Origin of the sequence: Streptomyces sp. RK62, assembly GCF_018070255.1 — a bacterium.
Taxonomy (GTDB): domain Bacteria; phylum Actinomycetota; class Actinomycetes; order Streptomycetales; family Streptomycetaceae; genus Streptomyces; species Streptomyces nigra.
Genome location: NZ_JAGPYD010000012.1, coordinates 200014 through 225585, shown reverse-complemented (window position 1 = coordinate 225585; position 25572 = coordinate 200014). Strand labels below are relative to the sequence as shown.

General features: G+C 72.0%; 30 protein-coding genes. 17 read left to right on the top strand and 13 right to left on the bottom strand.

Annotated features, from left to right (window positions below; genetic code table 11):
* Positions 1–19: 19 nt before the first annotated feature.
* Positions 20–277 (bottom strand): hypothetical protein, encoded by a 258-nt coding sequence (locus KBY32_RS24195; RefSeq protein ID WP_210981596.1) that lies wholly within the window; start codon positions 275–277, stop codon positions 20–22.
* A gap of 94 nt (positions 278–371) precedes the next feature.
* On the opposite strand from KBY32_RS24195, the gene KBY32_RS24190 reads away from it, so the two are divergent.
* On the top strand, positions 372–731 hold the full coding sequence (locus KBY32_RS24190) for a hypothetical protein (protein WP_210981595.1): 360 nt from the start codon (positions 372–374) through the stop codon (positions 729–731).
* A 10-nt stretch (positions 732–741) separates the two neighbouring features.
* On the opposite strand, the gene KBY32_RS24185 is transcribed toward KBY32_RS24190, so the two are convergent.
* The 3 genes from KBY32_RS24185 to KBY32_RS24175 all read right to left on the bottom strand — a co-directional run bounded on the left by KBY32_RS24185 (position 742) and on the right by KBY32_RS24175 (position 2395).
* Entirely contained in the window at positions 742–1026 is a 285-nt protein-coding gene (locus KBY32_RS24185; protein WP_210981594.1) for a hypothetical protein, read from the bottom strand.
* A gap of 5 nt (positions 1027–1031) precedes the next feature.
* Entirely contained in the window at positions 1032–1631 is a 600-nt protein-coding gene (locus KBY32_RS24180) for a DUF5994 family protein (protein ID WP_210981593.1), read from the bottom strand.
* Positions 1632–1894: 263 nt separating this feature from the next.
* Positions 1895–2395, bottom strand: a complete 501-nt coding sequence (locus KBY32_RS24175) for a DUF5994 family protein (protein WP_210981592.1) — start codon at positions 2393–2395, stop codon at positions 1895–1897.
* Between the two features lie 177 nt (positions 2396–2572).
* Here KBY32_RS24175 and KBY32_RS24170 point away from each other — a divergent pair, with 177 nt between their 5' ends.
* Complete coding sequence (locus KBY32_RS24170; protein WP_210981591.1) at positions 2573–2824, top strand: hypothetical protein; 252 nt, start codon at positions 2573–2575, stop codon at positions 2822–2824.
* A gap of 157 nt (positions 2825–2981) precedes the next feature.
* A complete protein-coding gene (locus KBY32_RS24165; protein ID WP_247689893.1) occupies positions 2982–3530 on the top strand; it encodes a DUF5994 family protein in 549 nt (182 codons plus the stop codon).
* Between the two features lie 54 nt (positions 3531–3584).
* Here the strand turns inward: KBY32_RS24165 and KBY32_RS24160 are convergent, their stop codons facing one another.
* Complete coding sequence (locus tag KBY32_RS24160; RefSeq protein WP_055620230.1) at positions 3585–3983, bottom strand: DUF5994 family protein; 399 nt, start codon at positions 3981–3983, stop codon at positions 3585–3587.
* On the bottom strand, positions 3980–4306 hold the full coding sequence (locus KBY32_RS24155) for a hypothetical protein (protein ID WP_210981590.1): 327 nt from the start codon (positions 4304–4306) through the stop codon (positions 3980–3982). Before KBY32_RS24155 ends, KBY32_RS24160 begins: the two co-directional genes overlap by 4 nt.
* A gap of 346 nt (positions 4307–4652) precedes the next feature.
* On the opposite strand from KBY32_RS24155, the gene KBY32_RS24150 reads away from it, so the two are divergent.
* Positions 4653–4997 carry a hypothetical protein gene (locus tag KBY32_RS24150; protein ID WP_055620229.1) on the top strand — a complete coding sequence of 115 codons (345 nt, stop codon included), beginning with the start codon at positions 4653–4655 and terminating at the stop codon, positions 4995–4997.
* 183 nt (positions 4998–5180) lie between these two features.
* Here KBY32_RS24150 and KBY32_RS24145 read toward each other — a convergent pair whose 3' ends face one another.
* Positions 5181–6284, bottom strand: a complete 1104-nt coding sequence (locus KBY32_RS24145) for a LacI family DNA-binding transcriptional regulator (protein WP_308293787.1) — start codon at positions 6282–6284, stop codon at positions 5181–5183.
* Between the two features lie 483 nt (positions 6285–6767).
* Here KBY32_RS24145 and KBY32_RS24140 point away from each other — a divergent pair, with 483 nt between their 5' ends.
* From KBY32_RS24140 to KBY32_RS24130, 3 genes are all read left to right on the top strand, one after another.
* A complete protein-coding gene (locus KBY32_RS24140; RefSeq protein ID WP_055620228.1) occupies positions 6768–7943 on the top strand; it encodes a glutathione-independent formaldehyde dehydrogenase in 1176 nt (391 codons plus the stop codon).
* A gap of 100 nt (positions 7944–8043) precedes the next feature.
* A complete protein-coding gene (locus KBY32_RS24135; protein ID WP_210981589.1) occupies positions 8044–8982 on the top strand; it encodes an SRPBCC family protein in 939 nt (312 codons plus the stop codon).
* Entirely contained in the window at positions 8979–10154 is a 1176-nt protein-coding gene (locus tag KBY32_RS24130) for a zinc-dependent alcohol dehydrogenase (protein WP_210981588.1), read from the top strand. The genes KBY32_RS24135 and KBY32_RS24130 overlap by 4 nt, the downstream gene beginning before the upstream one ends.
* 84 nt (positions 10155–10238) lie before the next feature.
* Here KBY32_RS24130 and KBY32_RS24125 read toward each other — a convergent pair whose 3' ends face one another.
* Positions 10239–11072, bottom strand: coding sequence for a sterol desaturase family protein (locus KBY32_RS24125; protein WP_308293786.1), 834 nt, complete (start codon positions 11070–11072; stop codon positions 10239–10241).
* Positions 11069–11797: a FadR/GntR family transcriptional regulator gene (locus KBY32_RS24120; RefSeq protein ID WP_210981587.1), complete on the bottom strand. Its 729-nt coding sequence runs from the start codon at positions 11795–11797 to the stop codon at positions 11069–11071. The genes KBY32_RS24125 and KBY32_RS24120 overlap by 4 nt, the downstream gene beginning before the upstream one ends.
* A 261-nt stretch (positions 11798–12058) precedes the next feature.
* Here KBY32_RS24120 and KBY32_RS24115 point away from each other — a divergent pair, with 261 nt between their 5' ends.
* The 3 genes from KBY32_RS24115 (at position 12059) to KBY32_RS24105 (ending at position 14345) form a co-directional block, all read left to right on the top strand.
* Positions 12059–12778, top strand: a complete 720-nt coding sequence (locus KBY32_RS24115) for a hypothetical protein (RefSeq protein WP_210981586.1) — start codon at positions 12059–12061, stop codon at positions 12776–12778.
* A 139-nt stretch (positions 12779–12917) separates the two neighbouring features.
* The gene (locus KBY32_RS24110; RefSeq protein ID WP_115505300.1) at positions 12918–13202 is read left to right on the top strand and encodes a hypothetical protein; all 285 of its coding nucleotides are present in this window, start codon (positions 12918–12920) and stop codon (positions 13200–13202) included.
* A gap of 69 nt (positions 13203–13271) precedes the next feature.
* Positions 13272–14345, top strand: a complete 1074-nt coding sequence (locus KBY32_RS24105) for an NAD(+)/NADH kinase (protein WP_210981585.1) — start codon at positions 13272–13274, stop codon at positions 14343–14345.
* Between the two features lie 30 nt (positions 14346–14375).
* On the opposite strand, the gene KBY32_RS24100 is transcribed toward KBY32_RS24105, so the two are convergent.
* Positions 14376–15002, bottom strand: coding sequence for a glyoxalase (locus tag KBY32_RS24100; RefSeq protein WP_210981584.1), 627 nt, complete (start codon positions 15000–15002; stop codon positions 14376–14378).
* A gap of 304 nt (positions 15003–15306) precedes the next feature.
* On the opposite strand from KBY32_RS24100, the gene KBY32_RS24095 reads away from it, so the two are divergent.
* The 4 genes from KBY32_RS24095 (at position 15307) to KBY32_RS24080 (ending at position 19316) form a co-directional block, all read left to right on the top strand.
* Positions 15307–17148, top strand: a complete 1842-nt coding sequence (locus KBY32_RS24095) for a hypothetical protein (protein WP_210981583.1) — start codon at positions 15307–15309, stop codon at positions 17146–17148.
* Complete coding sequence (locus KBY32_RS24090; protein ID WP_210981582.1) at positions 17145–17576, top strand: hypothetical protein; 432 nt, start codon at positions 17145–17147, stop codon at positions 17574–17576. Before KBY32_RS24095 ends, KBY32_RS24090 begins: the two co-directional genes overlap by 4 nt.
* 49 nt (positions 17577–17625) lie before the next feature.
* Complete coding sequence (locus KBY32_RS24085; RefSeq protein ID WP_210981581.1) at positions 17626–18405, top strand: hypothetical protein; 780 nt, start codon at positions 17626–17628, stop codon at positions 18403–18405.
* An 86-nt stretch (positions 18406–18491) separates the two neighbouring features.
* On the top strand, positions 18492–19316 hold the full coding sequence (locus KBY32_RS24080; protein WP_210981580.1) for a universal stress protein: 825 nt from the start codon (positions 18492–18494) through the stop codon (positions 19314–19316).
* Between the two features lie 10 nt (positions 19317–19326).
* Here the strand turns inward: KBY32_RS24080 and KBY32_RS24075 are convergent, their stop codons facing one another.
* Positions 19327–20091, bottom strand: coding sequence for a calcium-binding protein (locus KBY32_RS24075; protein WP_210981579.1), 765 nt, complete (start codon positions 20089–20091; stop codon positions 19327–19329).
* Positions 20092–20336: 245 nt separating this feature from the next.
* Between KBY32_RS24075 and KBY32_RS24070 the strand changes: the two genes are divergently transcribed.
* Together KBY32_RS24070 and KBY32_RS24065 are read left to right on the top strand one after the other, a co-directional pair.
* Positions 20337–20621, top strand: coding sequence for a DUF4190 domain-containing protein (locus KBY32_RS24070; protein WP_055620215.1), 285 nt, complete (start codon positions 20337–20339; stop codon positions 20619–20621).
* A gap of 125 nt (positions 20622–20746) precedes the next feature.
* Entirely contained in the window at positions 20747–21958 is a 1212-nt protein-coding gene (locus KBY32_RS24065) for a phosphatidylserine/phosphatidylglycerophosphate/cardiolipin synthase family protein (protein WP_374224988.1), read from the top strand.
* A 21-nt stretch (positions 21959–21979) separates the two neighbouring features.
* Here KBY32_RS24065 and KBY32_RS24060 read toward each other — a convergent pair whose 3' ends face one another.
* Entirely contained in the window at positions 21980–22408 is a 429-nt protein-coding gene (locus KBY32_RS24060; RefSeq protein WP_210981578.1) for a VOC family protein, read from the bottom strand.
* 60 nt (positions 22409–22468) lie between these two features.
* On the opposite strand from KBY32_RS24060, the gene KBY32_RS24055 reads away from it, so the two are divergent.
* On the top strand, positions 22469–23341 hold the full coding sequence (locus KBY32_RS24055; protein ID WP_210981577.1) for a PhzF family phenazine biosynthesis protein: 873 nt from the start codon (positions 22469–22471) through the stop codon (positions 23339–23341).
* 63 nt (positions 23342–23404) lie between these two features.
* Here the strand turns inward: KBY32_RS24055 and KBY32_RS24050 are convergent, their stop codons facing one another.
* Positions 23405–25552 (bottom strand): VCBS repeat-containing protein, encoded by a 2148-nt coding sequence (locus KBY32_RS24050; RefSeq protein ID WP_210981576.1) that lies wholly within the window; start codon positions 25550–25552, stop codon positions 23405–23407.
* Positions 25553–25572: the final 20 nt, after the last annotated feature.

Here is a 25572-nt window from a genome sequence, read left to right as displayed (position 1 = left end):
TCACTGTCCACAGCCGCATTCATAGGCTGGGCCGGCGGTCGAACGCAACACGAGGGGGAAACAGGTCCTGCCTGCGCACAAGCTCGAGATCGGAAGCGAACCACTGGCCGAACCGGCGCGGAACTCGGTGTGCGGCCAACTCTTCCTCGACCTTGGCCAGGACTGGCCCGAGTGCTGCTGCGGTGAGCGGATGGCGCTGTTCTTCCAGTTCGACATCCCCTCGGACCTCGAACCCTTCGGTGGCGACCACCTCTTCGTCTTCCACTGCCGCGCGCACAACGACGCGTCCTGCCCCGAGGTCGTCGACGGCCGCCTCGAGCCCCGGTACTGGGACGCTCCGCAGCCGGGGTTACCCGGCCCCGTTCTGCCGGGTGCTGATCCAGAGCCGCGGGGCGCAGCCGGCTCCCGAAGCCGAACCGCACATCCGCGCGTTCCCACTGACCCTGCGCTCCTCCGAGGACACCCCGGCCGGGGCCCAGACCTTCAAGGTCGGCGGCGCCCCGTCCTGGGCGAAGCGGCCCGAGTTCTACACGTGCCCCTGCGGCGCGGACCTGGTGTACGTCTGCCAGGTCCCGGAGAACATGGACTTCGCCGTTCACCCCGGCCGGCCGGAACAGCCCGACAGCGTCAGGCCCGACGCCTACGGGCTGTTCCTGGGCAACGAGGTCTACCTGCTGGCGTGCCCGGACCGCTGCGATCCGGCGGCCGTGTGGCCGGTCAACCAGAACTGAGGGGTCCGCATCACGTCCTCTGTCCCACACCGGTTGCTCCCCGAGACGTGCCATCGGCCTGCGCAGCGTCGTCAGGGGCGGAGCCGCCCGCGTCCCCCGTCGGGATGGTCGGGCCACCGGTCGGCCCCGCCCGGCCGCGAGCCTTCCGCGGAGCCGGGCCCGCGACCGGTGTGCCGGAGCGGCCGTAGTGATAGGCCGCGATGCCCTCGCTGTGCCGCGAGTTGACCAGGTGTATGAGCAGCACCCCGAGGGCGATCATCGCCAGGATGGCGATCACGGTCACGAACGTCTCCATGGAGCTCACCTCTCCGTCGGCTGCTGCGGCGCGGTGCCGGTCGCGGCCGGGAGAGGGGAGCGTGCGGCCGGATCGCGCGCCTCATGTCCCCCTTCGGAGTCCCAGACCGCCTCCACGGCCCGGTCGGCCTCATCCACCGTCCGCAGGCGCGCCGCCTCCGCCATCAGCCGGCTCGCGGTCGACGTGCCCAGCGGGTCGCACGCGGCGGCCATCAGCCACGCGGCCGAGGCCGGAGGCGTCTGCGGCGGCACCACCAGGAGGTTCCAGCGGCCCCTGCGGTACGAGAGCAACATGAGCTCATGTGGGTCCTGTTCGGCGAGGAACCAGCCCACCTTCACCACGTGCCCGGTGACGGGCACCCTGCCCGGTACCACCGGCCAGTGCGTGGGATTCACCGTGACCCGGGTGATCCGCCGCCCCCACAACGCTTCCAGCACGGCGGTCAGGGAAGGGAGTTCCGCCCCGAGATCGCGGCTACGGGGCCACCAGGCGCCGTCCAGCAGAGCGGGTGTGGAACCGACGGGAACGAGCGACAGACGAAGCAACGACGACGAGGTCAGCTCGTCGGGTTCGAGTGTCGGCGAGGAGGAGATGGTCGCAGTCATCACGCGGACCCTGCCCCGGGCAGGCCGTGGCCGGCCCAGCGTATTCGATCGCCGAAAACGACACGGCCGTGGAAGCCGGTGCACGGAATATCCTCGGTAGGTCCAACGTACTCCCTCGGCAGGCCGAACGGACCGTACGGCCGAGGGAGATACGACGCCGTCCGCCCCCTCCGGCATCCCGTCGCCGGCGCGGCGGTTCGCCCCGGGGCCTCGAGGACGGGCGCGGCCGGTCCTCCGTGCCACCGGGACCATCCCCTGCGGGCCTACGGGCCTTCCACGACGCTCGTCGGGTCCGTTCGCCCGGTGCCGGTGTCGATGAGGATCTGTTCAGCCTGCGTCGCGCTGCCGGCGCGGACGGCCTCGGCCATCGCGGCCTGTGCGGCGCCGGGCGTCGCATGCGGTGGGATCACGAGGAGGGAGAAGAGATCCTGGTCGCCGCGGGTGATGAGAATCGTGTCGTCGCCGACCGGGAAGGAGTCGATGTGGACGACGCGGTCGTCGATGATCATCCGCGTCGGCAGCCCTTCCCACGCGCCCGCGTCCAGGCCCACCCGCGTGATGGGCCCGAGGTGCCGGGTCAGTGCGGTGATCAGGCGGGGGAGCTCGGCGACGATGTCGCGGGAACGAGGCCACCACGCCCCGTCGAGCACACCCTGCCGGTCATGGGTCGTCTCCAGCCGTGCGACAGCCGTCCCGGGCTGCACGGCCTCATGGAGGGTGTCCGGCAGAAGCCGGGTCACCCGCGGGGAGCCGGAGTCGGACATCGCGCTCGCCTGCCTGCCTGGCTGCCGGGACTGGGGAGACCGAGTGGCCTCCTCGTTTCACCGTACTCCGCGGGCCGCACCGGCCGGAAAGGCCAACGGTCATCCGTGAGACACCCCGGCGGTAGAGTGAGTGATCAGTCCCCATCCCATACCGGCACATCGAACTCCGAGGTCGCCATGCAGTCCACGGAAAAACCCTCGGAGGGGCACGCCGAGGTGCACATCGTCGCGGCCTCACCCGAGGTCGCCCGTCGGGTCGCGGAAGTCCTCCGTCGTTGCTTCGCCGCCACCGAGCAGCGCAGCTATCCCGCGGGCTCCGACGGCGGGACCCGCCTCGACCTCACCGTGGACACCACCCGCGCGGCGGAACCCGCCCGCTCCTGGCTGGAGACCAGCCGGTCCGCGCAGGACAGCCGGCCAGGAAATTGAGACGGCGGCCGGAAACGGCCCGCCCGGCTCCTCCGGGGAGTAGCGTGAAGTCACCGGGGGCACTTCGCACACCGGCCCCTATGCCGATGTCGTTCCCGGTGTGTGACGACACCGGTCGGTTCCGCTCCCGCGGCAGTGCCGGAGACAGGTCTGCGCGATGTCCGCGACCACCTCTCATCTGCCGCTGCGGGCCGCTCCCTTCAGGGCTCCGACCGTGCGCCTCGCGCTGAGACCCGAGAGCCCCGCCCGCGGGCATTCCGACCTGGACGGCGCCTGGTGGCCCCGTTCTCGTGACCTGGCGAGCGAGCTGTCCAGTCTGGCGGACGTGCTCGATCCGCTGTGGGGTCGCATCACCCGGGTCGCGGTCAACCCCCGCCACTGGCCGAGCCTCTCGCCCCGGATCTCCGTCAACGGACATGTGGTGAAGGTCGGTTGGTTCACGTCGGAGCTCGATCCGAACGAGATTCTTCTGCTGTCCTACACCGCGGGCCGCTGGGACCTACTGGTGATCCCGCCGGACACCGGTGCCTCTTCGGCCGCCCGGCTGATGGCCGCCGCGAGCGGGGACACCGCCGCGCACACGACGGCGACCGCGGTCATGACGGCTGAACGGGTCCGGCACGCGAGGCCGGACCCTGCCGAGGATGCGGGCGGCGACGCCTTCTCCACGCGGGACCCGGATCAGCAGGGCGCCGTGGGGATGTGAAAGCCCGTCTGGTGCCGTCCGGTCGGGCCGGGCGGCACCAGACCGGTCCGCGTCTCACCCCTGGTCGCCCGCCGCAGCCGCCATGAGCGGTTCCGCGGCGTCCTCGGTCGTCTCCGGCGGCACGACCAGCAGGTCCCAGCGTCCTTGGCCGGGCGCGAGCAGGACGATGGTGTGTGCGGCGGATGCCGTGAGGGTCCGGCGCAGCCGCACGACCTGGTTGGAGACGAGCATCCGGCCGGGCACCGCGGCCCAGGTCGCCCCGTTGACGGTGACACTGGCGATGTTCCCCCACGCGCGCGGCAACTCGGCGAGCAACCGGGGAAGTTCGGCGAGCAGGTCGTACGAGCGGGGCCACCATGCCCCGTCGATCGACCGGGGCACACCGCCCCGGGGCGCCAGGCGCAGACGGACCAGGGGCGGGGAGGGACGCGGGGGTTGTTGTGCGGTGGTCATGAGAGCTCCTGCCGACTGCCGTGCGCGGGCGGGTGGTTGGAGTCAGGCGCGGTGGGCGTCGATGAGCGACGGGGAGGGGCGGAGTACGTCGGGCGCCCGGCCGAACCGTTCGAGTAGACGGTGACGGCGGCCGTCGGGTCGAGCCGGCCGCCGTCGACGCCGTGGCGGGCGCTGGTGGGGTCGGCACCATGGAGGCCGTGCCGGCTCTCGCCGAGGGAGGGCGGGGCCGCCGGCGACTGCTCGGTGGCCCGGTCGCGGCGCAGGGGCGGCGGTGCGGGCCGCGACGGTGCGACCGTCGTGCAGGGCGTAAGGCTGACCGGCATGCGGACTCCTCGACCTCGATGCGGATGGCGCGGCCGGAGTCAGGGGCTGCCCATAGGACGGGGGCGCGCCGTAGTCGGTGGCGCGCCGTAGAAGGAATGTGGTCTGGTGGACCCATTGGAATACGAGGGCTGGAACACGAGTGAGCGGTCCGGAGCCGGTCGGAGTTCCGGCATACGAAAGGGCCTCGTCGTCCCCACGGTACTCCCGGCGGTGCGACGACCGCGTCTGCTTCGCCTCGCATGCGGCATCGCGCACCTCATGGATCACCGCCGGACGTCGACGGCGGCACGGCTCGACGCCACGCCGCTCCGGCATCCGGCACAACGCACAGGAAAGCGGACCTTGATGTACGACCAGACACGCGCCCAACAGCCGGCGGACGGGCCCCGCGGTCGCGCGGAGCGTCGCTCGCCCGGCCCGGCACCGCTGTTCCCGTCGGACGAGCGGGACAGGATCGCCCGGCGCCTCGGGCGGGCCCTCAACACCTTCCCGGACGCTCCGGTGGAGTCACTGGAGGAAGCCGAAGCCGCCTTCGACGAGACCACGGCACAGCTCATGGAGGCCCTGGCCGAGCAGCGGCGCGCCCTCCGCGAGGGCTGGCAGGACCACGATCCCGAGACCCAGTCCACCGAACTGCACCTCGCGCTGAGGCAGTACCGCGAGATCACACAACGCCTGCTCAGTCTCTAGCGGCACCTAGGGTCTTTCGTTTGGATCAGGCCGGATCAGGGAGCGGGGTCTGGTGTCGTGCATCGCAAGGCGGAGGAGGGCGCCATGGCGGAGCCATGGCAACCGACGACAACGCGGCGAGGTGCGGCCCCAGACCCCGCGAGCCCGGCATGATCCAAACGAGAGGCCCTAGGGGCGGGGACCTCAGACAGCGCCGAACGTCCCCGTCCCCTTACCGGCGCAACCGCAGCTCTCGCGGCGGGCGACGCTGACCGGCAGGACCAGGGACACCGGCTCGTCGCCGCTCTGGCCGCGCAGGCGGCCGATCAGCAGCTCGGCGGCCTGCTCGCCCAGGCGCACCATCGGCTGGCGGACCGTGGTGAGGGAGGGCCGGACCAGACGGCTGAGGGGGATGCCGTCGAACCCGGTGACGACGACGTCGTCCGGGACCCGTACGCCTCGCCGTTCGAGGGCCTGGAGGGCGCCCACGGCCATCTGGTCGTTGGCGAAGACGAACGCCTCGGGCCGCTCGCCGTCGGTGTCGGTGTCGGTGTCGCTGCCGCACAGCAGGTCGGCCGCACGGGCGCCCTCCGCCTGGGTCATCATGGGCATCCGCAGCGCGGGGTCCGTCCCGGTGTCGACGCCGGCCTCGGCGCAGGCCCGGCGGAAGCCCCGGAAGCGGGCCTCGACGTCCGGCGACGTGTCGTCGACGCCGACGTAGGCGAGGCGGCGCAGCCCGTGGTCGTGCAGGAGGTGCCGGGTCAGTTCGTACTGGCCGTCCTCGTTGGCCACCTCCACATGGTCGAGGTGGTCCAGGGAGGGGTCGGCGCGCGGTCCGGCGAGCATGACGACGGGCTGACGCCGGGAGATGACCTCCAGCTCCTCGGTCGGTACGGTCCGCGCCAGCACCGCGAAGCCGTCGACGCGGCCGGCGACCTTGGCGACGAGGCTCTCGGGGCCGCCTTCGAGGGAGGCGGCGATCAGCAGGGCGTAGCCGTGGCGCCGGGCGGCGCGCTCCATGCCGCGGATGATCTGGTCGGAGTAGAGCATCGCCGCGTCGTCGTCCTCGATGTCCGCGGTGTCCGGGTCCGCGTAGTCGGGGAAGCACAGGCCGAGGACTCCGGTGGACCGGCTGGCGAGACCGCGGGCGTTGCCACTGGGCACATAGCCCAGCTCGCGGGCGGCGGCGAGGACGCGTTCGCGGGTGGCGGCCCGTACGGAGTCGGGGTTGCGGTAGACCCGGGACACGGTCGCGATGGACACGCCGGAGCGCTCGGCGACGTCGTACACCGTGGGTGCGGCGTTCACGATGCGGCGCCCTCCATGATCGTTCCCCCGTCCTTGCTGGTCGCGCAAGGCGCCGACCTACGAATGAAAGCGCATTCACCCTAGGGCCGGGGCGGGGCGGGAGGCAACCGTGGACTTCCCCACGGGGCAGGTCGATGGCGGCGGAACGGCGCTTGCGGTGACGCGCGCGGCATCGAACGACGGAGAACTCACCGGACAGCCTGAGGTCCCGTCTCCCATGCCGGTGGCCGTCCCCCACCGAACAATGCGGTGGATTCGCACCATAGATAACCGTTTCGTCCGAGGGCTGGCGGGGACCCGCACCGCACGCCGTCGGAGTGCTGAGACTTCGCCGGTGGACCGGGCGGGTGAGACAACCGTTCCTCGATCCAGGGGAACGCCTCGCGCAGACGTACCGGAACCGTGGGCTCCGTCCTGGAACGGCCGGGAGCCGGCTCCTCGCGCCTTCGTCACCGCCACGCAGCGACATCCAGGGACCACATCATGAAGGCAGCCGTATACGAAGGACCGCGCACCGTCGCGGTGAAGGACGTACCGGACCCGAAGATCGAGCACCCCTGCGACATCATCGTCAAGATCACCACCACCAACATCTGCGGTTCGGACCTGCACATGTACGAGGGCCGCACCTCGTTCGAGTCCGGCCGCACGCTGGGACACGAGAACATGGGCCAGGTCGTGGAGGTCGGCTCGGCCGTGAGCAAGGTGCAGGTGGGCGAGTACGTGGTGCTGCCCTTCAACATCGCCTGCGGCTTCTGCAAGCAGTGCGAGCGGGGCCTGACCAACTACTGCCTCACCATGCAGCCGGAACCCTCCCTCGCCGGAGCCGCGTACGGCTTCGCCGACATGGGCCCCTACCAGGGCGGCCAGGCGGAGTTGCTGCGTGTGCCGTACGGCGACTTCAACGCGCTGCGCCTCGGCGAGGACGCCATGGAGCGGCAGACCGACTACGTCATGCTCGCCGACATCTTCCCCACCGGCTACCACGCCACCGAGATGGCGAACGTCAAGCCGGGCGACCAGACGATCGTCTTCGGCGCCGGCCCCGTCGGGCTGATGGCGGCCTACTCCGCCGTCCTCAAGGGCGCCGGCCGTGTCTGGGTGGCCGACCACCAGCCCGACCGGCTGGGCAAGGCGGAGGAGATCGGGGCCATCCCCATCAACACCGCCGAGCAGGACCCGGCGGAGGTCGTCAAGGAGGCCACTCTCGGCCTGGGCGCCGACAACGGGTGCGAGTGCGTCGGGTACCAGGCGCACGACCCCGAAGGACACGAGGACGCCAGCCTCACCCTCAACAGCCTGATCGATTCGGTCAGGTTCACGGGCGACATCGGCGTGGTGGGCGTGTTCCTGCCCGAGGACCCCGGCGGTGAAGAGGCGCAGGGCGAGTGGGAGGCACAGGGCAAGGTGCCGATCGACTTCGGGACGATGTGGTTCAAGGGCCAGCGCATGGGCACGGGCCAGGCGCCGGTGAAGAAGTACAACCGGGCGCTGCGGGACCTGATCGCTGGAGGGAAGGCGACGCCGAGCTTCATCGTCTCCCACGAGCTCAGCCTGGACGAGGCCCCCACCGCCTACGAGCACTTCGACGCCCGTGACGAGGGCTGGACCAAGGTCGTCCTGCACCCCGACGGCCACGGCAACGGCCACAAGCGGTAGTGCGGGCCCCGGCGTCGGCCCTGTGAGTCCTCCCTGGGTCCCCCATGACATGGCTCACCTCCTTCCGTTCCGTCCGCCTCCGCGCATGTGAGGAGCACCGATGACCACAGAGACCCGCCCCACCTCCCGCCTGCGACACGATCCGCTCGTACGTGGCCTCGGCTGGGCCAGTGCGTTCCTGGGCGTGCCCCAGGTCGTCGCCCCTGCGGACTTCACGCGGACCCTGGGCGTGGGCGACGCCCCCCGGCACCGGTCGGCCGCGACCGCCGTCGGCGTGCGTGAACTCGTGGCGGCCGCCGGGCTGTTGGGGCGGCCGCATCCCGTCTGGCTCTGGGGGCGCGTCGGCGGCGACCTCATGGATCTGACGATGCTCGCCCGGGCCCTGAAGAACCACGACGGGCGCGGCCTCGGGCGCACCGTCGCCGCGACGGCGGCGGTCACCGCCATCACCGCCACGGACGTCTACGCGGCCGTGACCCGCACGCGTGGGAGCAAGCCGATGGAACTGACCGCGACGACCACCGTCACCCGGTCCCCGGACGAGGCCTACGCCCTCTGGAAGGACCTGGAGCGCCTGCCGGACTTCATGGCGCACCTGGACGAGGTGCGGGTGACCGGCCAGCGCACCAGTCACTGGAAGGCCCGCGCGCCGTTCGGCAGGACGGTCGAATGGGACGCCGAGACCACGCACGACGTCCCCGGCCAACTGATCGCGTGGCGGTCGGTGGAGGGTGCCGACATCGGTAACTCGGGCGAAGTCCGCTTCGTGCCGGCTCCGGGCGGCCGGGGCACGGAGATACGGGTGTCCCTGCGCTACGACCTGCCCGGCGGACCGCTGGGCAAGGCCGCGGCCCGCTACTTCGGCGAGGAGCCGCACCAGCAACTGGACGACGACCTCCGCCGCTTCAAGCAGATCGCGGAGATCGGTGAGGTCGTCCGCTCCGAGGGTGCCCCCGGCGGCAAGCGCGCCCGGGGCGAGTTCCCGCAGCACCCCGCCCGGCCGTTGACCGAGGACGAACTGAAGGAGGCCCTGGCATGAAGGCCAACTGCTGGACGGGACGCAACTCGGTCGAGGTGCAGGACGTTCCCGATCCCTCGATCCTGAACGACCGCGACGTCATCGTGAAGATCACCGCGACGGCGATCTGCGGCTCCGACCTCCATCTGGTCGACGGCTACGTGCCCACCATGCAGAAGGGCGACATCCTGGGCCATGAGTTCATGGGTGAAGTCGTCGAGGTGGGCCCCGGCATCGGCGACGGGAAACTGCGCGTCGGCGACCGGATCGTGGTGCCCTTCCCCATCGCCTGCGGCGCCTGCGCGTCCTGCCGCGCGGAGCTGTACTCGTGCTGCGAGAACAGCAATCCCAACGCCGGCGTCTCGGAGAAGATGTTCGGTCATCCCACCTGCGGCATCTACGGGTACTCCCATCTCACCGGCGGCTTCGCCGGCGGCCAGGCCGAGTACGCGCGGGTGGTGCTCGCCGACACCAACGCCCTCAAGATCGAATCGGACCTGACCGACGAGCAGGTCCTCTTCCTGTCCGACATCCTGCCGACCGGTTTCATGGGCGCCGACATGTGCGACATCGAGGAAGGTGACGTCGTCGCCGTCTGGGGTGCCGGGCCGGTCGGCCAGTTCGCCATGGACAGCGCGCGGGTCCTGGGCGCGGAAAAGGTCATCGCCATCGACAAGGAGACCTACCGCCTCGACATGGCCGCCGCCCAGGGCTACACCACCGTCAACTTCGAGGACACCGACGTGCGGTCCGCCCTGCTCGAACTCACCGGCGGCCGTGGCCCCGACAAGTGCATCGACGCGGTCGGCATGGAGGCCACACACGGCGCCTCCCACATCCACCTCTACGACCGTGCCAAGCAGGCGGCCCGCTCCGAGACCGACCGGCCGCACGCCCTGCGCCAGGCCATCATGTCCTGCCGGAGCGGCGGCGTGGTCTCGGTCATCGGCGTCTACGGCGGGATGATCGACAAGTTCCCGGCGGGTGCCTGGATGAACAGGTCACTGACCCTGCGGACCGGCCAGTGCCACGTGCAGAAGTACATGCGGCCGCTCCTTGGCATGATCGAGCAGGGCAAGATCGACCCCACCCGGATCATCACCCACCGGCTGCCCCTGACCGAGGCACCGACCGGCTACGACCTGTTCAAGAACAAGAAGGACCACTGCGAGAAGGTCGTCCTCACGCCCTGAGACAACGGCGGGGAGCCGGTCAGGGCGTGACCGGGCATCCCTTCGGAGCGTGACCGGCATCCCTTCGGATACGGCCACCCGCGCTCAGTGCCTGGGCTGCGGGGCCCACCCCGGTGGGCCGAACGCGTAGCCCGCTCGGTCGCGCCAGCGGGTGGCCGTCCGGATGTCGTGCCAGGTCGCCGTGTACTCGTGGAAGGCGACGCGCAGTGGGTTGTACGTGTCGATGTTCTTCGTGAGGCCGTACACCACACGCTCGCCCTCCGGCTGGAACGTCCCGAACAGGCGGTCCCAGATGATGAGGATGCCGCCGTAATTGCGGTCCAGGTACACGTTGTTGGAGCCGTGGTGGACGCGGTGGTGGGACGGCGTGTTGAAGACGAACTCGATCGGGCGCCACAGGCGGTCCACGCGCTCGGTGTGCAGGAAGAACTGGTAGATCAGGCTGATCGACTGCTGGAGCAGGATCATCCACGGCGGAATGCCGAGCAGAGCGAGCGGCATCCAGAACGGCAGCCCGCTCATCGGCGTCCAGCTCTGCCGCAGCGCCGTCGACAGGTTGAACCGCACGCTGGAGTGGTGGACCACATGGCTCGCCCACAGCAGCCGCACCCGGTGGTGTGCGCGGTGGAAGGCGTAGTAGGCGAGATCCTCGGCGAAGAAGAGCAGCACCCAGGTCGACACCGACCCTGGCGACAACTGCCAGGGCGCCACACTGTAGAGAGCGGCGTAGGCGACGATCACCACCGCCTTCCACGGCAGGGCGATGACCTGGCTGCCCGCGCCCATCGACATGCTCGTCGCGGTGTCGCGTACCTCGTAGCCGCGTTCGTCGTCGTCCGGCAGGAAGCGGTACGACAGCGCCTCCACGGCGACCAGCAGGACGAACGCGGGGATGGCGTAGACGACGGCGGGTATCACGCCGGACCTCCTTCGGGCTCCCGGGTGGGGTGGGCGGCGGGGACGCTGCGGGCCAGCAGGGCGCGGGCCGCCGCCTCGGCGCCCTTCTCGTCGCGCGAGGCGACCAGCGCGGCCAGCTTCATGTGCCCGGCCATGTCCAGCAGTTCGGTCGCGCGCAGTTCGACCGGCACCTCGCCGGCGGTGAAGCGGTCGGCGACCAGGGTGTTGAAGGCCAGCAGATAGGCGATGTTCTCGGAGCCCTCCACGATCAGACGCCACCACGCCACGTCCGCCGCCGCCAGATCGGCGAGATCCGGGCCGCGATGGGCGTAGGCCGCCGCCGCGCCCACGATCTCGGACGCCGTCCGCTCGGTGCAGCGCGCGGCGCACAGCCGGGCCGCGTCCGCGCCGATGGACGCCCGCATCTCGAGGATGTCGCGGCTGAGGTCGTAGGACGTGGACAGGCCGTCGCTTTGGGCGAGTTGCAGGGCCAGGTCCAGGCCGGCCCTGCGCCGCCAGTCGAGGACCCGGGTGCGTCCGCCGTGGCTGACCTCGACGAGCCCCGCCTGCTGGAGCCGCTTCACCGCCTCCCGTACCGCGTGCCGGTTCACTGCGAACTCCGCGGCCAGGTCGCGCTCCGCGGTGAGCGCGGTGCCGGGGGCGAGGGCACCGCTGAGGACGCGGTCCCGGAGCAGCGTGAACAGCTGGTCCGAGACCGCCTCGCGACGGATGCGCTGCTCTGTCATGGCCACACCGTGTCAGCGGCCACCGGCACTGGTCAACTGGTTGGACCAGATTCCTTTCTGGCTGAAAGCAGCCGTGCCGTGGTGCTCCGGGAAGGGGGTGGACTCGGCCCGGCGGCATCCGAAACACCGCCTCGAACCTGTGCGTTGGCAATCGATCGAACGACGCACGACGGCCCTACCCGCGTTTCACACGTTAGATTTCGCAATACGTGCGGACCCGGTGTCCGCGACAGGGACACGTAGAGAGAGGTGCCACGCGTCATGTCCGGAAACAGCACCACGGTCACCGAGTTGACCTCGCAGTACAGCGCACAGGTGACGGCCGACCTGGAGCGCAACCGCAAGGAACAGGACCGCATCGCCGGTGAGATCGAGGCGTTGCAGGGGCAGTTGGCCGCCCTGCGGCACGATCAGGCCGTCCTGGAGAACATCCAGCGGGCGATCGGGGCCCCGCAGGAGCCCGCCGTCACAGCCGAGGAGCCCGGCACGGAAGCAGAGCAGGAGGCCGTCGCGGCCGTGCCCGCCCCGCGTGCCGCCCGGCGTACGAAGGCGTCCGGCCCCGCCGAGCGGACGAAGCCGACACGCCCGGCCAAGCGGGCGAAGGGCAAGGCCGCCGCCACCACGAACCGCAAGCGGAGCGGCGCCAAGAAGGCCACGAAGTCCACCGCCGAGACCGCTGCCGGGACCGCCGAAGCGGCCTCCTCGTCCACCCCGTCCACACCGTCACTCGTCGAACTCGTGCGCGACCATCTGGCCGCTCACGAGGAGCCCCGCTCCGCCGCCGAGATCACCTCGGCGCTGGCCGAGCAGCACCCCGAGCGCGGCGTGAAGGCGACGGTCGTGCGCAGCACGCTCGAAGGGCTCGTCGCCCGGAACCAGGCGCACCGCAGCAAGCAGGGGCGGTCCGTCTTCTACACCGTCCCCGACACGGCGGCCGAGCCGTCCGCGCCCACCGAGGCCGCCCCGGAGCAGTCGGACTGACCCTCCACACCGCTCGCCGCCTCCGAACGGACCAGCCGCCGGGGTCTTTCCGGTGATTTACGCCCACCCGGGCCCGTCGCCCGGGCGGCGGCGGGTACGGCGTCTGCGGACCGACCTCACGACCTGGAGGAGAGTGGGCATGTACGCAGTGGTGCGGCGGTACGAAGGGGTGACCGATCCGGCGGAGGCGGGACGCCGGGTCGGGGAGGAGTTCGTGCCGATCCTGCGCCAGGTCCCCGGGTTCGTGGCCTACTACTGGGTCGACGCCGGTGGCGGCGTGATGCTGTCGACCGGTGTGTTCGAGGACCGGGCGGGCGCCGAGGAGTCGACGGCCCGTGCCGCCGGCTTCGTACGGGAGCGGCTGGCCGAGCTGCTCCCGCAGGCGCCGTTGGTGACGGCCGGCGAGGTCGTGGCCCATTCCTAGGCTCCGTCTCACAGGCCACTCCCCCGCATCCGCGGCCCCGGCCGGGACCACGAGACTCTGGAGGCAACGGTGACGGTGAACCGCCTGGGACTGGTGGTGCACGGAGGGCGTCCGGAGGCCGTCGACGCGGCCGCCGCGGTCCGTGCCTGGTGCGCCGAGCTGGGTGTGCCGTGCGCCGACATCGACGTATGGCACGAGGGCGGGCGGCACAACGCCCGTGACGAGGTCGAGGCCGCCGGTGACCCCGACCTCATCGTCACGCTGGGCGGGGACGGCACGTTCCTGCGGGGCGCCCGGCTCGCCGCCGAGAACGACGCCCTCGTGCTCGGGGTGGACCTGGGACGGGTGGGGTTCCTGACCGAGGTGTCGGCGGCGGCCATGCGGTCCGCGCTGGACGCGGTGCGGGAGGGGCGCTTCGACATCGACAGCCGCCTCCTGCTCGCCCTGCGCGCCTCCCGCCTCCTGGAGATCCCGTCCGGGATGGAGGCCCTGATGGAGTACGGCCGCGGCCCGCTCCTGCCGCCGCCCCGGGTGCGTACGGACTGCAGGGTCGACGAGGACTGGGGCGTCCCCCTGGACGTGACGGCGCTCAACGACGTCGTACTGGAGAAGCTCGCCCGCGACCGGCAGGTGTCGGTGGGCGTGTACGTCTCGGGGCGGCTGCTGGCGTCCTACTCGGCGGACGCCCTGCTGGTGGCGACGCCGACCGGCTCCACCGCCTACAGCTTCGCGGCCGGCGGTCCGGTCGTCTCGCCCCGCGCGGAAGCCCTCGTCTTCACGCCGGTCGCCCCGCACATGACGTTCGACCGGTCCGTCGTCACCGCGCCGGACGAGCCGGTCGGGCTGCGCATCCTGGAGCGGTCCGGGCAGGCGGCGGTCAGCATCGACGGCCAGCTGCGCGGTGTGCTGGGCCCGGGCGACTGGATCGGTGTGTACGCCGCGCCGCGCCGGCTGAGGGCCGTACGGCTGGGGCCGATGGACTTCTACGGGCGGCTGCGGGAGCGGATGAACCTGACCGACGCGCCGGCCGCCGTCGCCGACGGGTCGGCCGCCCCGCTGTGGTCCGTGACCACACCGCCCCCGGGCGACATCGCGCACCTCGCCCTGCTGACGGCCCCGGAGGGCCCGCCGCGCGCGCCCTAGAAACGCCCTGGCGATCCACCCCGGACCTGGTCACCGCTCCGCGTTGACGTCCGCCGTCGTCCACTCGAAGGCGTCCGGGTCGGTGAAGGGGCCGGCGGAGCTCGCGATGGCCAGCCGGTGGGAGCCGGTGCCCTCGGGGGAGACACCGGCGACCTTGGCGAGGCCCCGGCGCTTGTAGAGGGCCAGCTTGACCGGGCCGGTGCCGGTGTCGAACTCGCAGTACTTGCCGCCGAAGCTCTTGCTCACCACGAGGCCGTGGTCGACGTAGAACTGCTTGCTGGCCTTGACGTCCTCGACGCCGAGCAGCAGCACGATCTCCTGGAAGTCCCGGGTGGCCGGGCCGGTGTTCTTCTTGGACGAGGAGGCCACCTGCCAGATCGTCCCGTCGGGCGCCTGGACGACACCGCCGTAGCCCCACAGCGACTTGGCGGCGGGCTTCAAGGTCGTGGCGCCCGCCTCCACCGCCGCGTCGACGAGGGCGTCGACGTCGGCGGGCTGGGCCACGACGAGCGACAGGGTGAAGCCGCGGAAGCCGGTGCTGGGCGTCTCGGAGGCCCGGAGCCGGATCTGGCCGGTGAGTCCGAAGGCGGTGGTGTAGAAGCGTTCGGCGGCGGCCGGGTCGGCCACCTCGAGGGTGACGAAGTCGATGGAAGTCATGAGGAAGACGCTAGAAGGGTCCGGCGCGCCGCGCTTCTCGATTCCTGACCGGTCCCGCCCGGCCCCCTCATAATCGCGCGGAGTGTCGTCCGGGCGGCCGGTGTCCAGCGGCATGCGGCATGTTCACCGGATCGGGGGAGGAAGGCCTTGTGCCGCGCGTGTCGTGGGCCGCGGTCCCCTAGCCTCGCGCTCCTGTTCCCGTGTCCCCCGGCCGGCGGCATCTCGCCGCCCCGTGACGACAGCGGCGCCGGCGCCGCCGGGCCACGCCCGGGACAGCACCACCCTTCACGACCCTGGGAGCACAGTGCCGGGCACCAGTCATGCCGAAGACCGCCACGGCCGCACGGAGGCCACCCGGCTGCTGTGTGCCGGCGTCTACCAGGACGCCGGCTTCCGGCGCCGTGTCATCGACGAACTCGTCGGCCATCGCGAGCGGCCCGTCGCGCCCTCCCTCGGTGTGGACGTCCTGCCGGTGCTGGCCCACGCCCTGCGGGTCACCCGTCAGGAGACCCGGACGGCGCTGCTGATGCTGGCGGCCTGGGCCGGGTTCCTCGTCTCCGACCTGCTGATGGTGTGGGACAGCGTCTCCGACCGCTGGGGCCCCGGCGCCGAGGTGGATTTCGGCATCGCGTTCGACGCGATGTACCTCGGCCAGGAGAACGTCACCGGCGGGCTGTGGCTGCCCTGGTCCCACGTCTACGCCGTCGTTGCGTTCGCCCTGTGGCTCGCGGCCGCCCTGAACGAGCGGGGTCCCGCCGTGAAGGAGCTGGGGCTGCCGGCCCCGGTGGCCCGCGCCGCCGACGGCATGGGCAGCCTCGCCACCGTGGGCAGTCTGCTGCTCGTCGTCGCGTACTGGTACTGGTACGTGGCCGGTCTGATCGACGGCACCGCGCAGACGCCGTACCCGGCGCTCTTCCCCCTCCTGATCGCGCTCATCGGCTGGCAGCACCAGGCCGCGCACCGCAAGGCGCTGTGCCAGTGGCTGTCGAAGTGGACGTTCCGCACCGCCACGCAGCCCGGACTGCCCACGGGCCCGCCGTACGACACCCTGGTGCGCGACATCCGCAGGGAGCAGCACGCCCCGGTCACCCTGTACGACGTGGAGCAGCCGTTCGTCGGGCTGGGCACGCGCAAGCGGAGCTGGTCGTTCGCGATGGAGCTGCGCAAGGTGTTCGACGGCCGCCGGGACCGTATCCCGGCGCAGGTCGACGGGGCGGCCGGTGCCGTGCCGCGAACCAGGGAGCGGCTGACGGCGCGTGCCGCGCTCGATCTGATCGAGCCGCAGCTGGTGGAGCTGCGGGAGTCCGCGGCGCGGACCGGCCGGGACCGGCTGCGGGAGCTGGAGATCGAGCGGTTCCTGTATCTGCCGGGCGGCGTCGGCCGTGCGGAGGAGCTGGAGCTCGGGGGTGTGGACGACGCGGGCGCCCACGCCGCCTCCGGGCAGGGCCGGGGCGCCGCGTACGCCGTCTACGAGCCGGAGCAGATCGCCGCGCACCGGGACGAGGCGATCGACGAGGGCGGCGAGGCCCGGCGGGTCTTCCTGCGCGTCCGGATCGGCGGCTGGCACGAACAGCTCGTGGTCACGGTCCTGGTACGGGTGCACACCCAGGGCGGGATGCTCGTCCTGGAGGCCGAGTCCTCCGTGCTGGGGCCGATCCGCAAGGAGTTCCGCGGTGTGGACGCGCTGGTGGAGCGGCTGCCGGAGAAGTGGCACAGGGCCGCGCTGCGCGCCCTGCGGCACGCTCCCGCGATCGGGCTGGACTGCGCGATCGGCGCGTTCGGCACCCTGTGGCGGACGGTCACCTCGCACGTGCCCCGGGACGAGGAACTGCCCGATGTGCCCCGGGTGTCGCTGCGGGCGCTCGCCGCACAGCAGAAGCTGTCGCGCTTCCAGGACATGGACGCCGAGCGGTACATCAAGACGGTCGAGGAGCGGATCGTGGGCGGCGTCCGGACGGCGCTGCGTGAACACGGCTACCGGACCGAGGAGTTCGAGCAGCACATCTACCAGGTCAGCGGTGGCGGCGTGTTCATCCAGGACATGTCGGGCGGCTCCATCGCCACCGGCAGCCACGGACAGGCGCACGCGCACACCACTCCCCCGCCCGGCACCGGACGCCCCGGTCAGGAAGGACACCCCGCATGAACCAGCACAGCAGCCCGGCGCAGCCCTCCGAGAGCGCCGGGGAGGGCCGGGACGCAGCCGGGGGCGGCATCGTCATCGGCTCGATGTCCGGCGGCTCCATCGCCACCGGGCGGGAGGGCCGGGCCGTCTCGTACAACACGACCGGTGCTCCCGCACTCGACACCGCCCATCAGGAACTGCTGACCGCCGTACGGAAGTTGCTCGCCGAGCTGCCCGACGGGGCCGGCCGCGGGGCGGAGGACGCCGCGCTGCACGACGAACTCGTGGGCCTGCAGGAGGAGATCACACGGTCCGGTACGGCCGAGCCCGGGCGGCTGACCCGGGCCCAAGGCAGGGTCCGCAACTGGCTCGGCTCGCAGGCGGCGGCGGTCGGCGCCGTGGCCTCGGCGACGGCCGTCGTGCAGGGCATCGCCCAGTTGCTCGGCTGAGAGCCGACCGGAGAACGCAGACGGCCGGCAGCCTGGAGGGACGACGGCGATGAAGGTGTACGACAGGGAACGGCAGGACTGGGCGGACGGGCGGCGCGAGCACGACCTCCGGACGGACCGGGACCTGGATCTCCCGCGCCAGCGGCGCGTGGTGCAGCGCGGCGGCATGGTCCTGGCGGCGGTCGGGATGTGCTTCGGCGTCTGGGCCTTCGGCTGGAAGGACGAGCCGGAACCGCCCCCGCCGCCCACCGCATCGGAGCAGGAGCAGCAGCAGCCGGGGACCGAGCCGTCGGACACCGGGCCGGATCCGTCCGACACGGCCACGGTGGCCGGGGCCGCCCTGCCCGACGGCTACGAGGAGGTGCGGGACGAGGAGGGGTTCCGTATCGCGGTCCCGGCGGACTGGACGCCGAAGCACAGCGCGTCGCAGTACGGCATCAGGGTGGTCAACTACAGCAGTCCGGACGGTCTGCGCCGGCTGCAGATCTTCCAGGTGAAGGAGTTCGGGCCGTACGACTCCCTCGTCATCGCCCAGGAGGAGGCGACCAAGCTGGACGGATACGAACGGATCGAGCTGGGCCCGCTCGAGGGGGCCTCCGACGCGGCTGCGGAACACGAGTACCGGGCCAGCGAGATCGCCGGCGAGTCGGACTCCGGGACGGTCCGGCATGTCATCGACCGCCGTTTCCGCGCCGCCGACGACAACCGCTACGCGCTGGTCGCCTACGGTCCCGACAACCAGGACTCCGCCGAGCGGGAGCTGATCGACACGGCGGCCGCCTGGTTCTGCCCGCCGGCGATGACCTGCCCGGCCCCGGACGGATCGTGACGGCGTGAGCCGTCCGCGCCGGTCGGGTGGCAGGGCGGCCCGGCCGGAGTGATCCTTGGACAGGCGTGTCGTTCGGGGGCCCGGTGATGGCTGGAGGTCCGGTGGGAAAGCTCGTGGTCGCCGGTGTGGACGGCTCGTCGTCCTGCAGGGCGGCGGTGGAGGCGGCCGCGCTCGAGGCCCGGCGCCGCGGTGCCGGGCTGCGTGTGGTGCATGCCTTCGGCCCGCCGACCCGGCCCATGTACGCACCACCGGACCCGGGCCCGCTGGAAGAGCTGATGCGCGAGGCCGCCGACCACGCGCACGAGGCGGCCCCCGACATCGAGGTCACCCATGAGGTGGTGACGGGCGGTGCCGTGGAGGTGCTGACGGCCGAGTCACGGGCCGCCGACCTGCTGGTCGTCGGTGCCCGGGGCGTCGGCGGCTTCGTCGGGATGCTGCTGGGGTCGACGGCCGTGTCGCTCGCCGCGCACGCCCTGTGCCCGGTCCTCGTGGTCCGTGGCGAGCCGGGCGGCGACGGGCCGGTGGTGGTCGCCGCCGACGGGTCCCCGCGGGGTGAGCGTGCCGTGGAGTTCGCCTTCGCGGAGGCGGCGCTGCGCGGGGCCGAGCTGCTGGCCGTGCACGCGTGGCAGCCGGACTACGCACCGGCCGGTACGGGGGTGGAGGCGGCGGAGCGACTGCTGGCGCTGGCGGTCGCCGGGTTCGCCGAGCGGTACCCGGACGTGGTGGTCCGGCAGCAGGTGCTGAGCGGCGAACCCCGCGAGACGCTGATCGAGTCCAGCCGGAACGCCCAGCTCATGGTCGTGGGCGCCCGGGGTCGCGGCGGCTTCGCCGGGCTGTTGCTCGGCTCGGTCAGCCAGGCGGTGCTGCATCACGCGCACTGCCCGGTGGCCGTCGTCCGGGGCAAGGACTGAAGCACGGCCCTCAGGGGCGTACGTCCACATAGTCGCCGGTGGCCTTCGCCGCGCCCGTGGTGGCGGTGCCGGCGAAGTGCCAGCGCCAATAGCCGTCCTCGGTCGCTCTGGCCATGATGTGCAGGGCGCCGGTGCTGCTGGTCCTGGCGGTCGCGACGGTCGCGTAGGTGCTGGAGTCCTTGGGGCGGAACTGCAGCTTCACCATCTGGCCCGCGTATCCCCGGTACCGGTAGGTGTCCCAGTCGGCCCGTTCGAGCCGGCCGGTGACGATGAACCGGGAGCCCTCGGTCGCCGGCTCGGGTGAGGCGTTCACCGTGAGCCGTGCGGCCCGCTTGAGCGAGAACGACCCGAGGTCCCGGGCGAAGACGGACGTGCCGTCCGCGGTGTCGGCCAGCGCGTCGACGGACCAGGTGCCGGCCTGCGCGTTGGTGAGGTCGACCGGGTCGTCGCCGCCCGGCCGAAGGTGCGCGTTGACGGTGAACGTGGTCGTGCAGGCGGTGGCGCTCTCGCAGAAGGCGTCGGTGGTGTAGAAGCCGCCGTTCGGTCCCTTCAGGTCGACGTCGACGAACGTCAGGGCGGGGTCGCCCGAGCCGGTGACCGTGACGGGGAAGGTCACGTCCTGTGTCGTACCCACGACGACGTCACGTCCCTGGTTGACGACGGCCTGGCCGACCACCGGTCCGGCGGCCCGGTCCGCGCCGGCGGCGCCGGCCGACGCGCCGGCTCCCGCGAGCAGCACCACGGCGGTTCCCACGACGACACCGCGACGACTCATCGTTCCTCCAAGGGGGCGTTCCTACTGCCGCGTTCGGCACTGCGTACGACTGTCGAGGTGGCCCGATCGTTGCCCCGCCGGAGCCGATTGCCGCGCACGAGTTTGCGGCCCGTCTCCGCTCCCCCGGCTCATCGGTTCCCGCGTCCGCTGACATAAGAACGCTGTAAAGGGGCATTCGGGGTGCAGCCAACAGTGAGGAGAGCGCGGACCGTTCGGTCCGCGCGACCGGCAACAGGGAGTGTGCAATGGCGAGTTACGGTGGTTCCTCTGCCGCTTCGGGGTCGCGTACGAACGGCCTGGCGATCGCGAGCCTGTGCTGCGGCGTCGTGGGCCTGTTCGTCCTGAACATCATCCTCGGCCCGCTGGCCATCGTCTTCGGCGTGGTCGCCCGGCGTCAGGCGGGCGCGAAGAACGGCGCGGGCATGGCGACGGCCGGCATCGTCCTCGGCGTGGTCGACGTGCTCCTGTGGATTCTGTTCGTCACGCTCGCGGCCAGCAACGGCGGCTTCAGCTGGTACATGGGCGGCTGACCGCCCACCGCTGCTTCCCGCCCCACCGATGGGCGTGACGGCGCGCCGACGGGGCATCCGCTTGGGGGGCCGCTCATGCGGCCCCCTGAAGCACGTATCCGTGAAGGCCCTGTGGGAGACCCGACGTGAAACTCGACGACATACCGGCACCGACTCCTGACCAGGACAGACCTGCGTCGACGGCGGAGCGCAAGCAGCGGCTGCGCCGCCGTCTGGAGCGGCTCATCGGGGTGGCGGCGACGGAGGGCAACGAGCTCGTTCCGCTGCGCAACGGCGACGAGATCTTCCCCGCGATGCTCGGCGCGATCCGCGAGGCCGAGCACACCATCGACATGATGACCTTCGTCTACTGGCGCGGTCAGATCGCCCACGACTTCGCCGCCGCCCTCGCCGACCGCGCCCGTGAGGGCGTCCGTGTGCGGCTGCTGCTGGACGGTTTCGGCGCGAAGGAGATCGAGGGGCGGCTGCTGGAGCTCATGGCGTCGGCCGGGGTGGAGATCGCGTGGTTCCGCAGGCCCGTGTGGCTGTCCCCGTTCAAGCAGAACCACCGCTGTCACCGCAAGGCCCTCATCCTCGACGAGCGCACCGCCTTCACCGGGGGTGTGGGGATCGCCGAGGAGTGGTGCGGCGACGCGCGCAACCCGTCGGAGTGGCGGGACACGCATGTGCGGGTGCGCGGTCCGGCCGTGGACGGGATCGCCGCCGCGTTCGCGCAGAACTGGGCGGAGTGCCACGAGGAACTGTTCGACGAGCGTGACCGCTTCACCGAGCACCGGCAGGAGGGGTCGTCGGTCGTACAGGTGGTGCGCGGGTCCGCCAGCATCGGCTGGCAGGACATGCAGACGCTCATCCGGGTCATGCTGACCTCGGCGGAGGAGCGCTTCCGGCTGGTCACCGCCTACTTCGCGCCGGACGCGTACTTCGTCGACCTGCTGTGCGCCACCGCGCGGCGCGGGGTGCGGGTCGAGATACTGCTGCCCGGTCCCTACACCGACCAGCGGGCCTGTCAGCTCGCCGGCCAGCAGCACTACACGCGGCTGCTCGAGGCGGGCGTGCACATCCGGCAGTACCAGCCGACGATGATGCACGCCAAGATCATCACCGTGGACTCGGTGGCCGCCCTCATCGGCTCCACCAACTTCAACCGGCGGTCCATGGACCACGACGAGGAGGTCATGCTCGCCGTGCTGGACGAGGAGTTCACGGCCGAGCTGGACCGGGACTTCGAGGCCGACCTCGAGAAGAGCGTGGAGATCGATCTGCGCCGGTGGCGGCGGCGTGCCGCCGTGCAGCGCGTGAAGGAGGCCGCGGTCACCCCCATCCGGCGCTTCCTCTGAGGCCGGGGGCGGGCCGCCCGCTCAGTCGAGGCAGAACTCGTTGCCCTCGATGTCCCGCATCACGATGCACGCGTCGTGGCCGTCGTACAGCAGTCGCTCGCGGACCGCGCCCAGCGGGAGGAGGCGCGCGCACTCGGCCTCGAGCGCGGCGAGGCGTTCCTCGCCCACGAGTCCGGTGGCGACCCGTACGTCGAGGTGCACGCGGTTCTTGACGACCTTGCCCTCGGGGACGCGCTGGAAGAACAGCCGCGGTCCCTCCCCGGAGGGGTCCTGGCAGGCGAACCACGCGCCGCGCTTCTCCTCCGGCCGTTCGTCCCAGTACGCGTCCCAGGTCGCGAAGCCGCTCGGGGGCGGCGGTACGACGTACCCGAGGACCTCGCACCAGAAGCGGGCGAGGCGCTCCGGCTCGGCGCAGTCGAACGTGATCTGGACCTTCCTGATCTCTGCCACGCCACGCACCCTAACAACGCGCGCGGGGAATGACCTTGGGAGCGGGCGGGTTTCCCGAGCATGACGACGAACGCGCAGCCCGAGGTGCTCCGGTACACCGCCTTCTCCAGCACGCCGGAGGGAGGCAATCCCGCGGGGGTGGTCCTGGACGCGACAGGTCTCGACGACGGGGACATGCTGGCGATCGCCGCGGACCTCGGCTACTCGGAGTCCGCGTTCCTCACGGCTCCTCCCGCGGACGGCGGGGGTCCGGACGGGCGGGCGTACACCATCCGCTACTTCAGCCCGAAGGCGGAGGTGCCGTTCTGCGGGCATGCGACGGTCGCGGCGGCGATCGCGCTGTCCGAGCGGATCGGGCCGGGTGGGCTGGTGTTCACGACGCCGGCCGGTGTGGTGCCGGTGGAGGTGACGGAGGACGGCGGGACGGTCCGGGCGACTCTCACCAGTGTGGAGCCGCGCCTGGAGCAGATCGCGGACGCCGATCTCATGGAGGCGCTGGCCGCGCTCGACTGGCGGGCCGGTGATCTCGACCCCGCCTTTCCGCCCCGGATCGCGTTCGCCGGGGCCCGCCATCTCGTCCTGGCGGCGGCGACCCGCGAGCGGCTCGCGGATCTCGCGTACGACTTCGCGCGGTTGGAGGCCCTGATGCTCCGACTGGACCTGACCACCGTCCAATTGGTGTGGCGCGAGTCCGCCACCGTCTTCCATGTGCGGGACCCGTTCCCGGTCGGCGGTGTCGTGGAGGACCCGGCGACCGGTGCCGCCGCGGCCGCGTTCGGCGCCTACGCCCGCGAGCTGGGCCTGGTCCCGGAGGACGCCGTGCTGACGCTGCTGCAGGGCGAGGACCTGGGCCGTCCGGGCGAGTTGACGGTGACGCTGCGCACCGGTGATCGGCGGGTCCGGGTGAGCGGCGCGGGGACGCGGATCGGCTGAGACCCCTCGTCCTGCGGTTCGGGTGGGCGGCGTGTGCCGCCCACCCGGACCGATGACGTCCCGTCAGGAGATGCGGATGCCCGACCAGTCGGTGCTCTTGCCGGCCTGGGTGCGGTTGGCGAAGCCGCCGCGTCCGTCGCCCTTGTTGAGCCAGGCGCGGCCCTGCTTGTCGAGCGAGATCAGGTCGGCCCTGCCGTCCCCGGACAGGTCGAGGCCGCCGACGACGTCCTTGTAGGACGTGCCCCAGTCCTTGAAGACCAGCGCCCGTGGCGTGAAGGTGCCGCGGCCGGTCCCCTCGAAGCGCCATAGCTCGTTGGACTTGTCGATCGCCAGCAGGTCGTTCCGTCCGTCGCGGTCGAGGTCCCCGGCGGCGATGAGCCGCTTGTACGTGCCGAAGCCCGAGCCTGCGACCGTGCGGGCCTTGAAGCCGCCCGCGCCGTTGTTCGCGTAGAGGTAGAGCTTCCCGCTTGCGGCGGAGCGGGTGAGCAGGTCGGGGCGGCCGTCGCCGGTCAGGTCGCCGGGTGACAGGACGGTGTCGTAAGCGCTCCAGTCCGAGGAGACCTTGACGCTGTACGTCTGCTGGTCGGGCTGTCCGCCGCAGATCGTGACGTGGATCCGGGCCTCGCCCTGGGGGCCGCGGGTGAACACGTCGTTGCAGCCGTCGCCGTCGAGGTCGCCGTAGGGCAGCACGAGCGTGCCGGACGGCCAACTGCTGCTCCGCTTCTGGGCGGTGAGCCTGGTCGCGTCTCCGGCGTACACCTTGACCCCGGCGCTGCTCCGGCCGAACAGGTCGGCCTTGCCGTCGTCCGTGTGGTCGCGCCACGCGGGCAGGGCGCGGGCGCCGGTGGTGGCCTGGTGGACTCCGTCGAGGACGGTGGCGCCGGTGGCGGACGGCTGGTACTCGTCCCATACGGCGACCGGGCGGCCCTTGGCGTCGGCGGCGAGCTGCGGGGCGCCCGCGAACCGGTCGCCGGTCGCGCTGAGCCGGTGTGCGGCGGACCAGGTGCCGCCCTTGAAGACGGCGGCCATCGCGTACTCGGCGCCGGAGTAGCCCTCCCGCCAGGTGACGGTTACGGTGCCGCCCGAGGTGGCGGCGGCGGACACCGAGCGGACCTTCTTGTGGGTGGAGAAGGCCTGGGTGAAGGGCTGCCAGGTGCCGGTGGCCGCCGAACGCAGCGCGTACCAGGGGCCGGTGCCGTAGCCGGGGGCGCCCGCGACGAAGAGGTCGCCGTTCGGCAGGTGGACGGGTGCCGTCATCCCGCTGGTGCTGCCGGTGGCGGCCGCGGCGCGCGGGGCGCTCCATGTCGTCGATCCGGCGGTGCGGCGGGTGTACGCGAGATGCTCCTGGTCGTCGTAGAAGACGTCGAAGCCGCCCTGGGGGCGGGCGAACGCCTTGGGGCGTGCCAGGTCGGCGGCGGGGACGGGGAGGCCGGTGACCGTCTTCCAGGCGGTCGCGCTCCGGGACTTCTCCAGGGCGACGACGGCCTTGGTCCGCTGCCACTGCCACACCAGCAGGGCGGTGCCGTTCCTGTCCACCGCGAGGTCCAGGGCCGCGATGTCCCGACTGCCGGACGGCGGCTGTGTGTTGAGGCCGGTCGGCGCCGTCCACGCGGCCTGCGGTCCGGCCTTCTCGGCGGCCTTCACCACGCCGGAGTCCGTCCATACGGCGACGAGGCGGCCGTCGGGCGCTGCGGCGAGGTGGTGGTACCCCTTCTCGGGGACCGGGGCGATGTACTCGGGTGCGGAGAACGCGGTCGCGCCGGGGGCGAGGGTCGCCATCCGCAGCCAGTGGCTGCCGTGGTCGTCGGCGCGGCGGGCCCGCCATACGAGGCGTACCGAGCCGTCGCCGAGCGCGACCAGTTCGGTGTTGTAGGCGCCGGCGTCCGGCCAGGTCTGCGGTGCGAGCCAGCGGGTGCCGCCGGCGGGCCGGATCCGGGTGGACCGGGAGAGCGCGTCGCCGGTGAGCGCGACCAGGGTGCCGTTCCCCGCCGCCACGAGGGCGTTCAGGCCGCCGGACGCGGAGCCCGGGGTGGGGCTCGGGGCGAGCTGGGTCCGGGTGGCCCAGGGGCCGGGTGCGCGCTGGTCGGCGGTGACGGCTGTGGTGGCGCCGGCCGGGGCCGCCGTCGGCTGTGCGGTGGCCGGTGTCACCGCCGCCAGGGTGAGAACGGGTGTGAGCGCGAGGCCGAGCACCGCGCGTCCTTGTGTCGTCATGGGAAAGCCCCCCCGGGCCA

Bases quoted from the DNA above. Each gene is read 5' to 3' on its own strand.
- KBY32_RS24185 (WP_210981594.1), bottom strand. From the start codon at position 1,026: ATGGAGACGTTCGTGACCGTGATCGCCATCCTGGCGATGATCGCCCTC.
- KBY32_RS24180 (WP_210981593.1), bottom strand. From the start codon at position 1,631: ATGACTGCGACCATCTCCTCCTCGCCGACACTCGAACCCGACGAGCTG.
- KBY32_RS24175 (WP_210981592.1), bottom strand. From the start codon at position 2,395: ATGTCCGACTCCGGCTCCCCGCGGGTGACCCGGCTTCTGCCGGACACC.
- KBY32_RS24170 (WP_210981591.1), top strand. From the start codon at position 2,573: ATGCAGTCCACGGAAAAACCCTCGGAGGGGCACGCCGAGGTGCACATC.
- KBY32_RS24165 (WP_247689893.1), top strand. From the start codon at position 2,982: ATGTCCGCGACCACCTCTCATCTGCCGCTGCGGGCCGCTCCCTTCAGG.
- KBY32_RS24160 (WP_055620230.1), bottom strand. From the start codon at position 3,983: ATGACCACCGCACAACAACCCCCGCGTCCCTCCCCGCCCCTGGTCCGT.
- KBY32_RS24155 (WP_210981590.1), bottom strand. From the start codon at position 4,306: ATGCCGGTCAGCCTTACGCCCTGCACGACGGTCGCACCGTCGCGGCCC.
- KBY32_RS24150 (WP_055620229.1), top strand. From the start codon at position 4,653: ATGTACGACCAGACACGCGCCCAACAGCCGGCGGACGGGCCCCGCGGT.
- KBY32_RS24140 (WP_055620228.1), top strand. From the start codon at position 6,768: ATGAAGGCAGCCGTATACGAAGGACCGCGCACCGTCGCGGTGAAGGAC.
- KBY32_RS24135 (WP_210981589.1), top strand. From the start codon at position 8,044: ATGACCACAGAGACCCGCCCCACCTCCCGCCTGCGACACGATCCGCTC.
- KBY32_RS24130 (WP_210981588.1), top strand. From the start codon at position 8,979: ATGAAGGCCAACTGCTGGACGGGACGCAACTCGGTCGAGGTGCAGGAC.
- KBY32_RS24120 (WP_210981587.1), bottom strand. From the start codon at position 11,797: ATGACAGAGCAGCGCATCCGTCGCGAGGCGGTCTCGGACCAGCTGTTC.
- KBY32_RS24115 (WP_210981586.1), top strand. From the start codon at position 12,059: ATGTCCGGAAACAGCACCACGGTCACCGAGTTGACCTCGCAGTACAGC.
- KBY32_RS24110 (WP_115505300.1), top strand. From the start codon at position 12,918: ATGTACGCAGTGGTGCGGCGGTACGAAGGGGTGACCGATCCGGCGGAG.
- KBY32_RS24100 (WP_210981584.1), bottom strand. From the start codon at position 15,002: ATGACTTCCATCGACTTCGTCACCCTCGAGGTGGCCGACCCGGCCGCC.
- KBY32_RS24090 (WP_210981582.1), top strand. From the start codon at position 17,145: ATGAACCAGCACAGCAGCCCGGCGCAGCCCTCCGAGAGCGCCGGGGAG.
- KBY32_RS24085 (WP_210981581.1), top strand. From the start codon at position 17,626: ATGAAGGTGTACGACAGGGAACGGCAGGACTGGGCGGACGGGCGGCGC.
- KBY32_RS24080 (WP_210981580.1), top strand. From the start codon at position 18,492: ATGGCTGGAGGTCCGGTGGGAAAGCTCGTGGTCGCCGGTGTGGACGGC.
- KBY32_RS24075 (WP_210981579.1), bottom strand. From the start codon at position 20,091: ATGAGTCGTCGCGGTGTCGTCGTGGGAACCGCCGTGGTGCTGCTCGCG.
- KBY32_RS24070 (WP_055620215.1), top strand. From the start codon at position 20,337: ATGGCGAGTTACGGTGGTTCCTCTGCCGCTTCGGGGTCGCGTACGAAC.
- KBY32_RS24055 (WP_210981577.1), top strand. From the start codon at position 22,469: ATGACGACGAACGCGCAGCCCGAGGTGCTCCGGTACACCGCCTTCTCC.
- KBY32_RS24050 (WP_210981576.1), bottom strand. From the start codon at position 25,552: ATGACGACACAAGGACGCGCGGTGCTCGGCCTCGCGCTCACACCCGTT.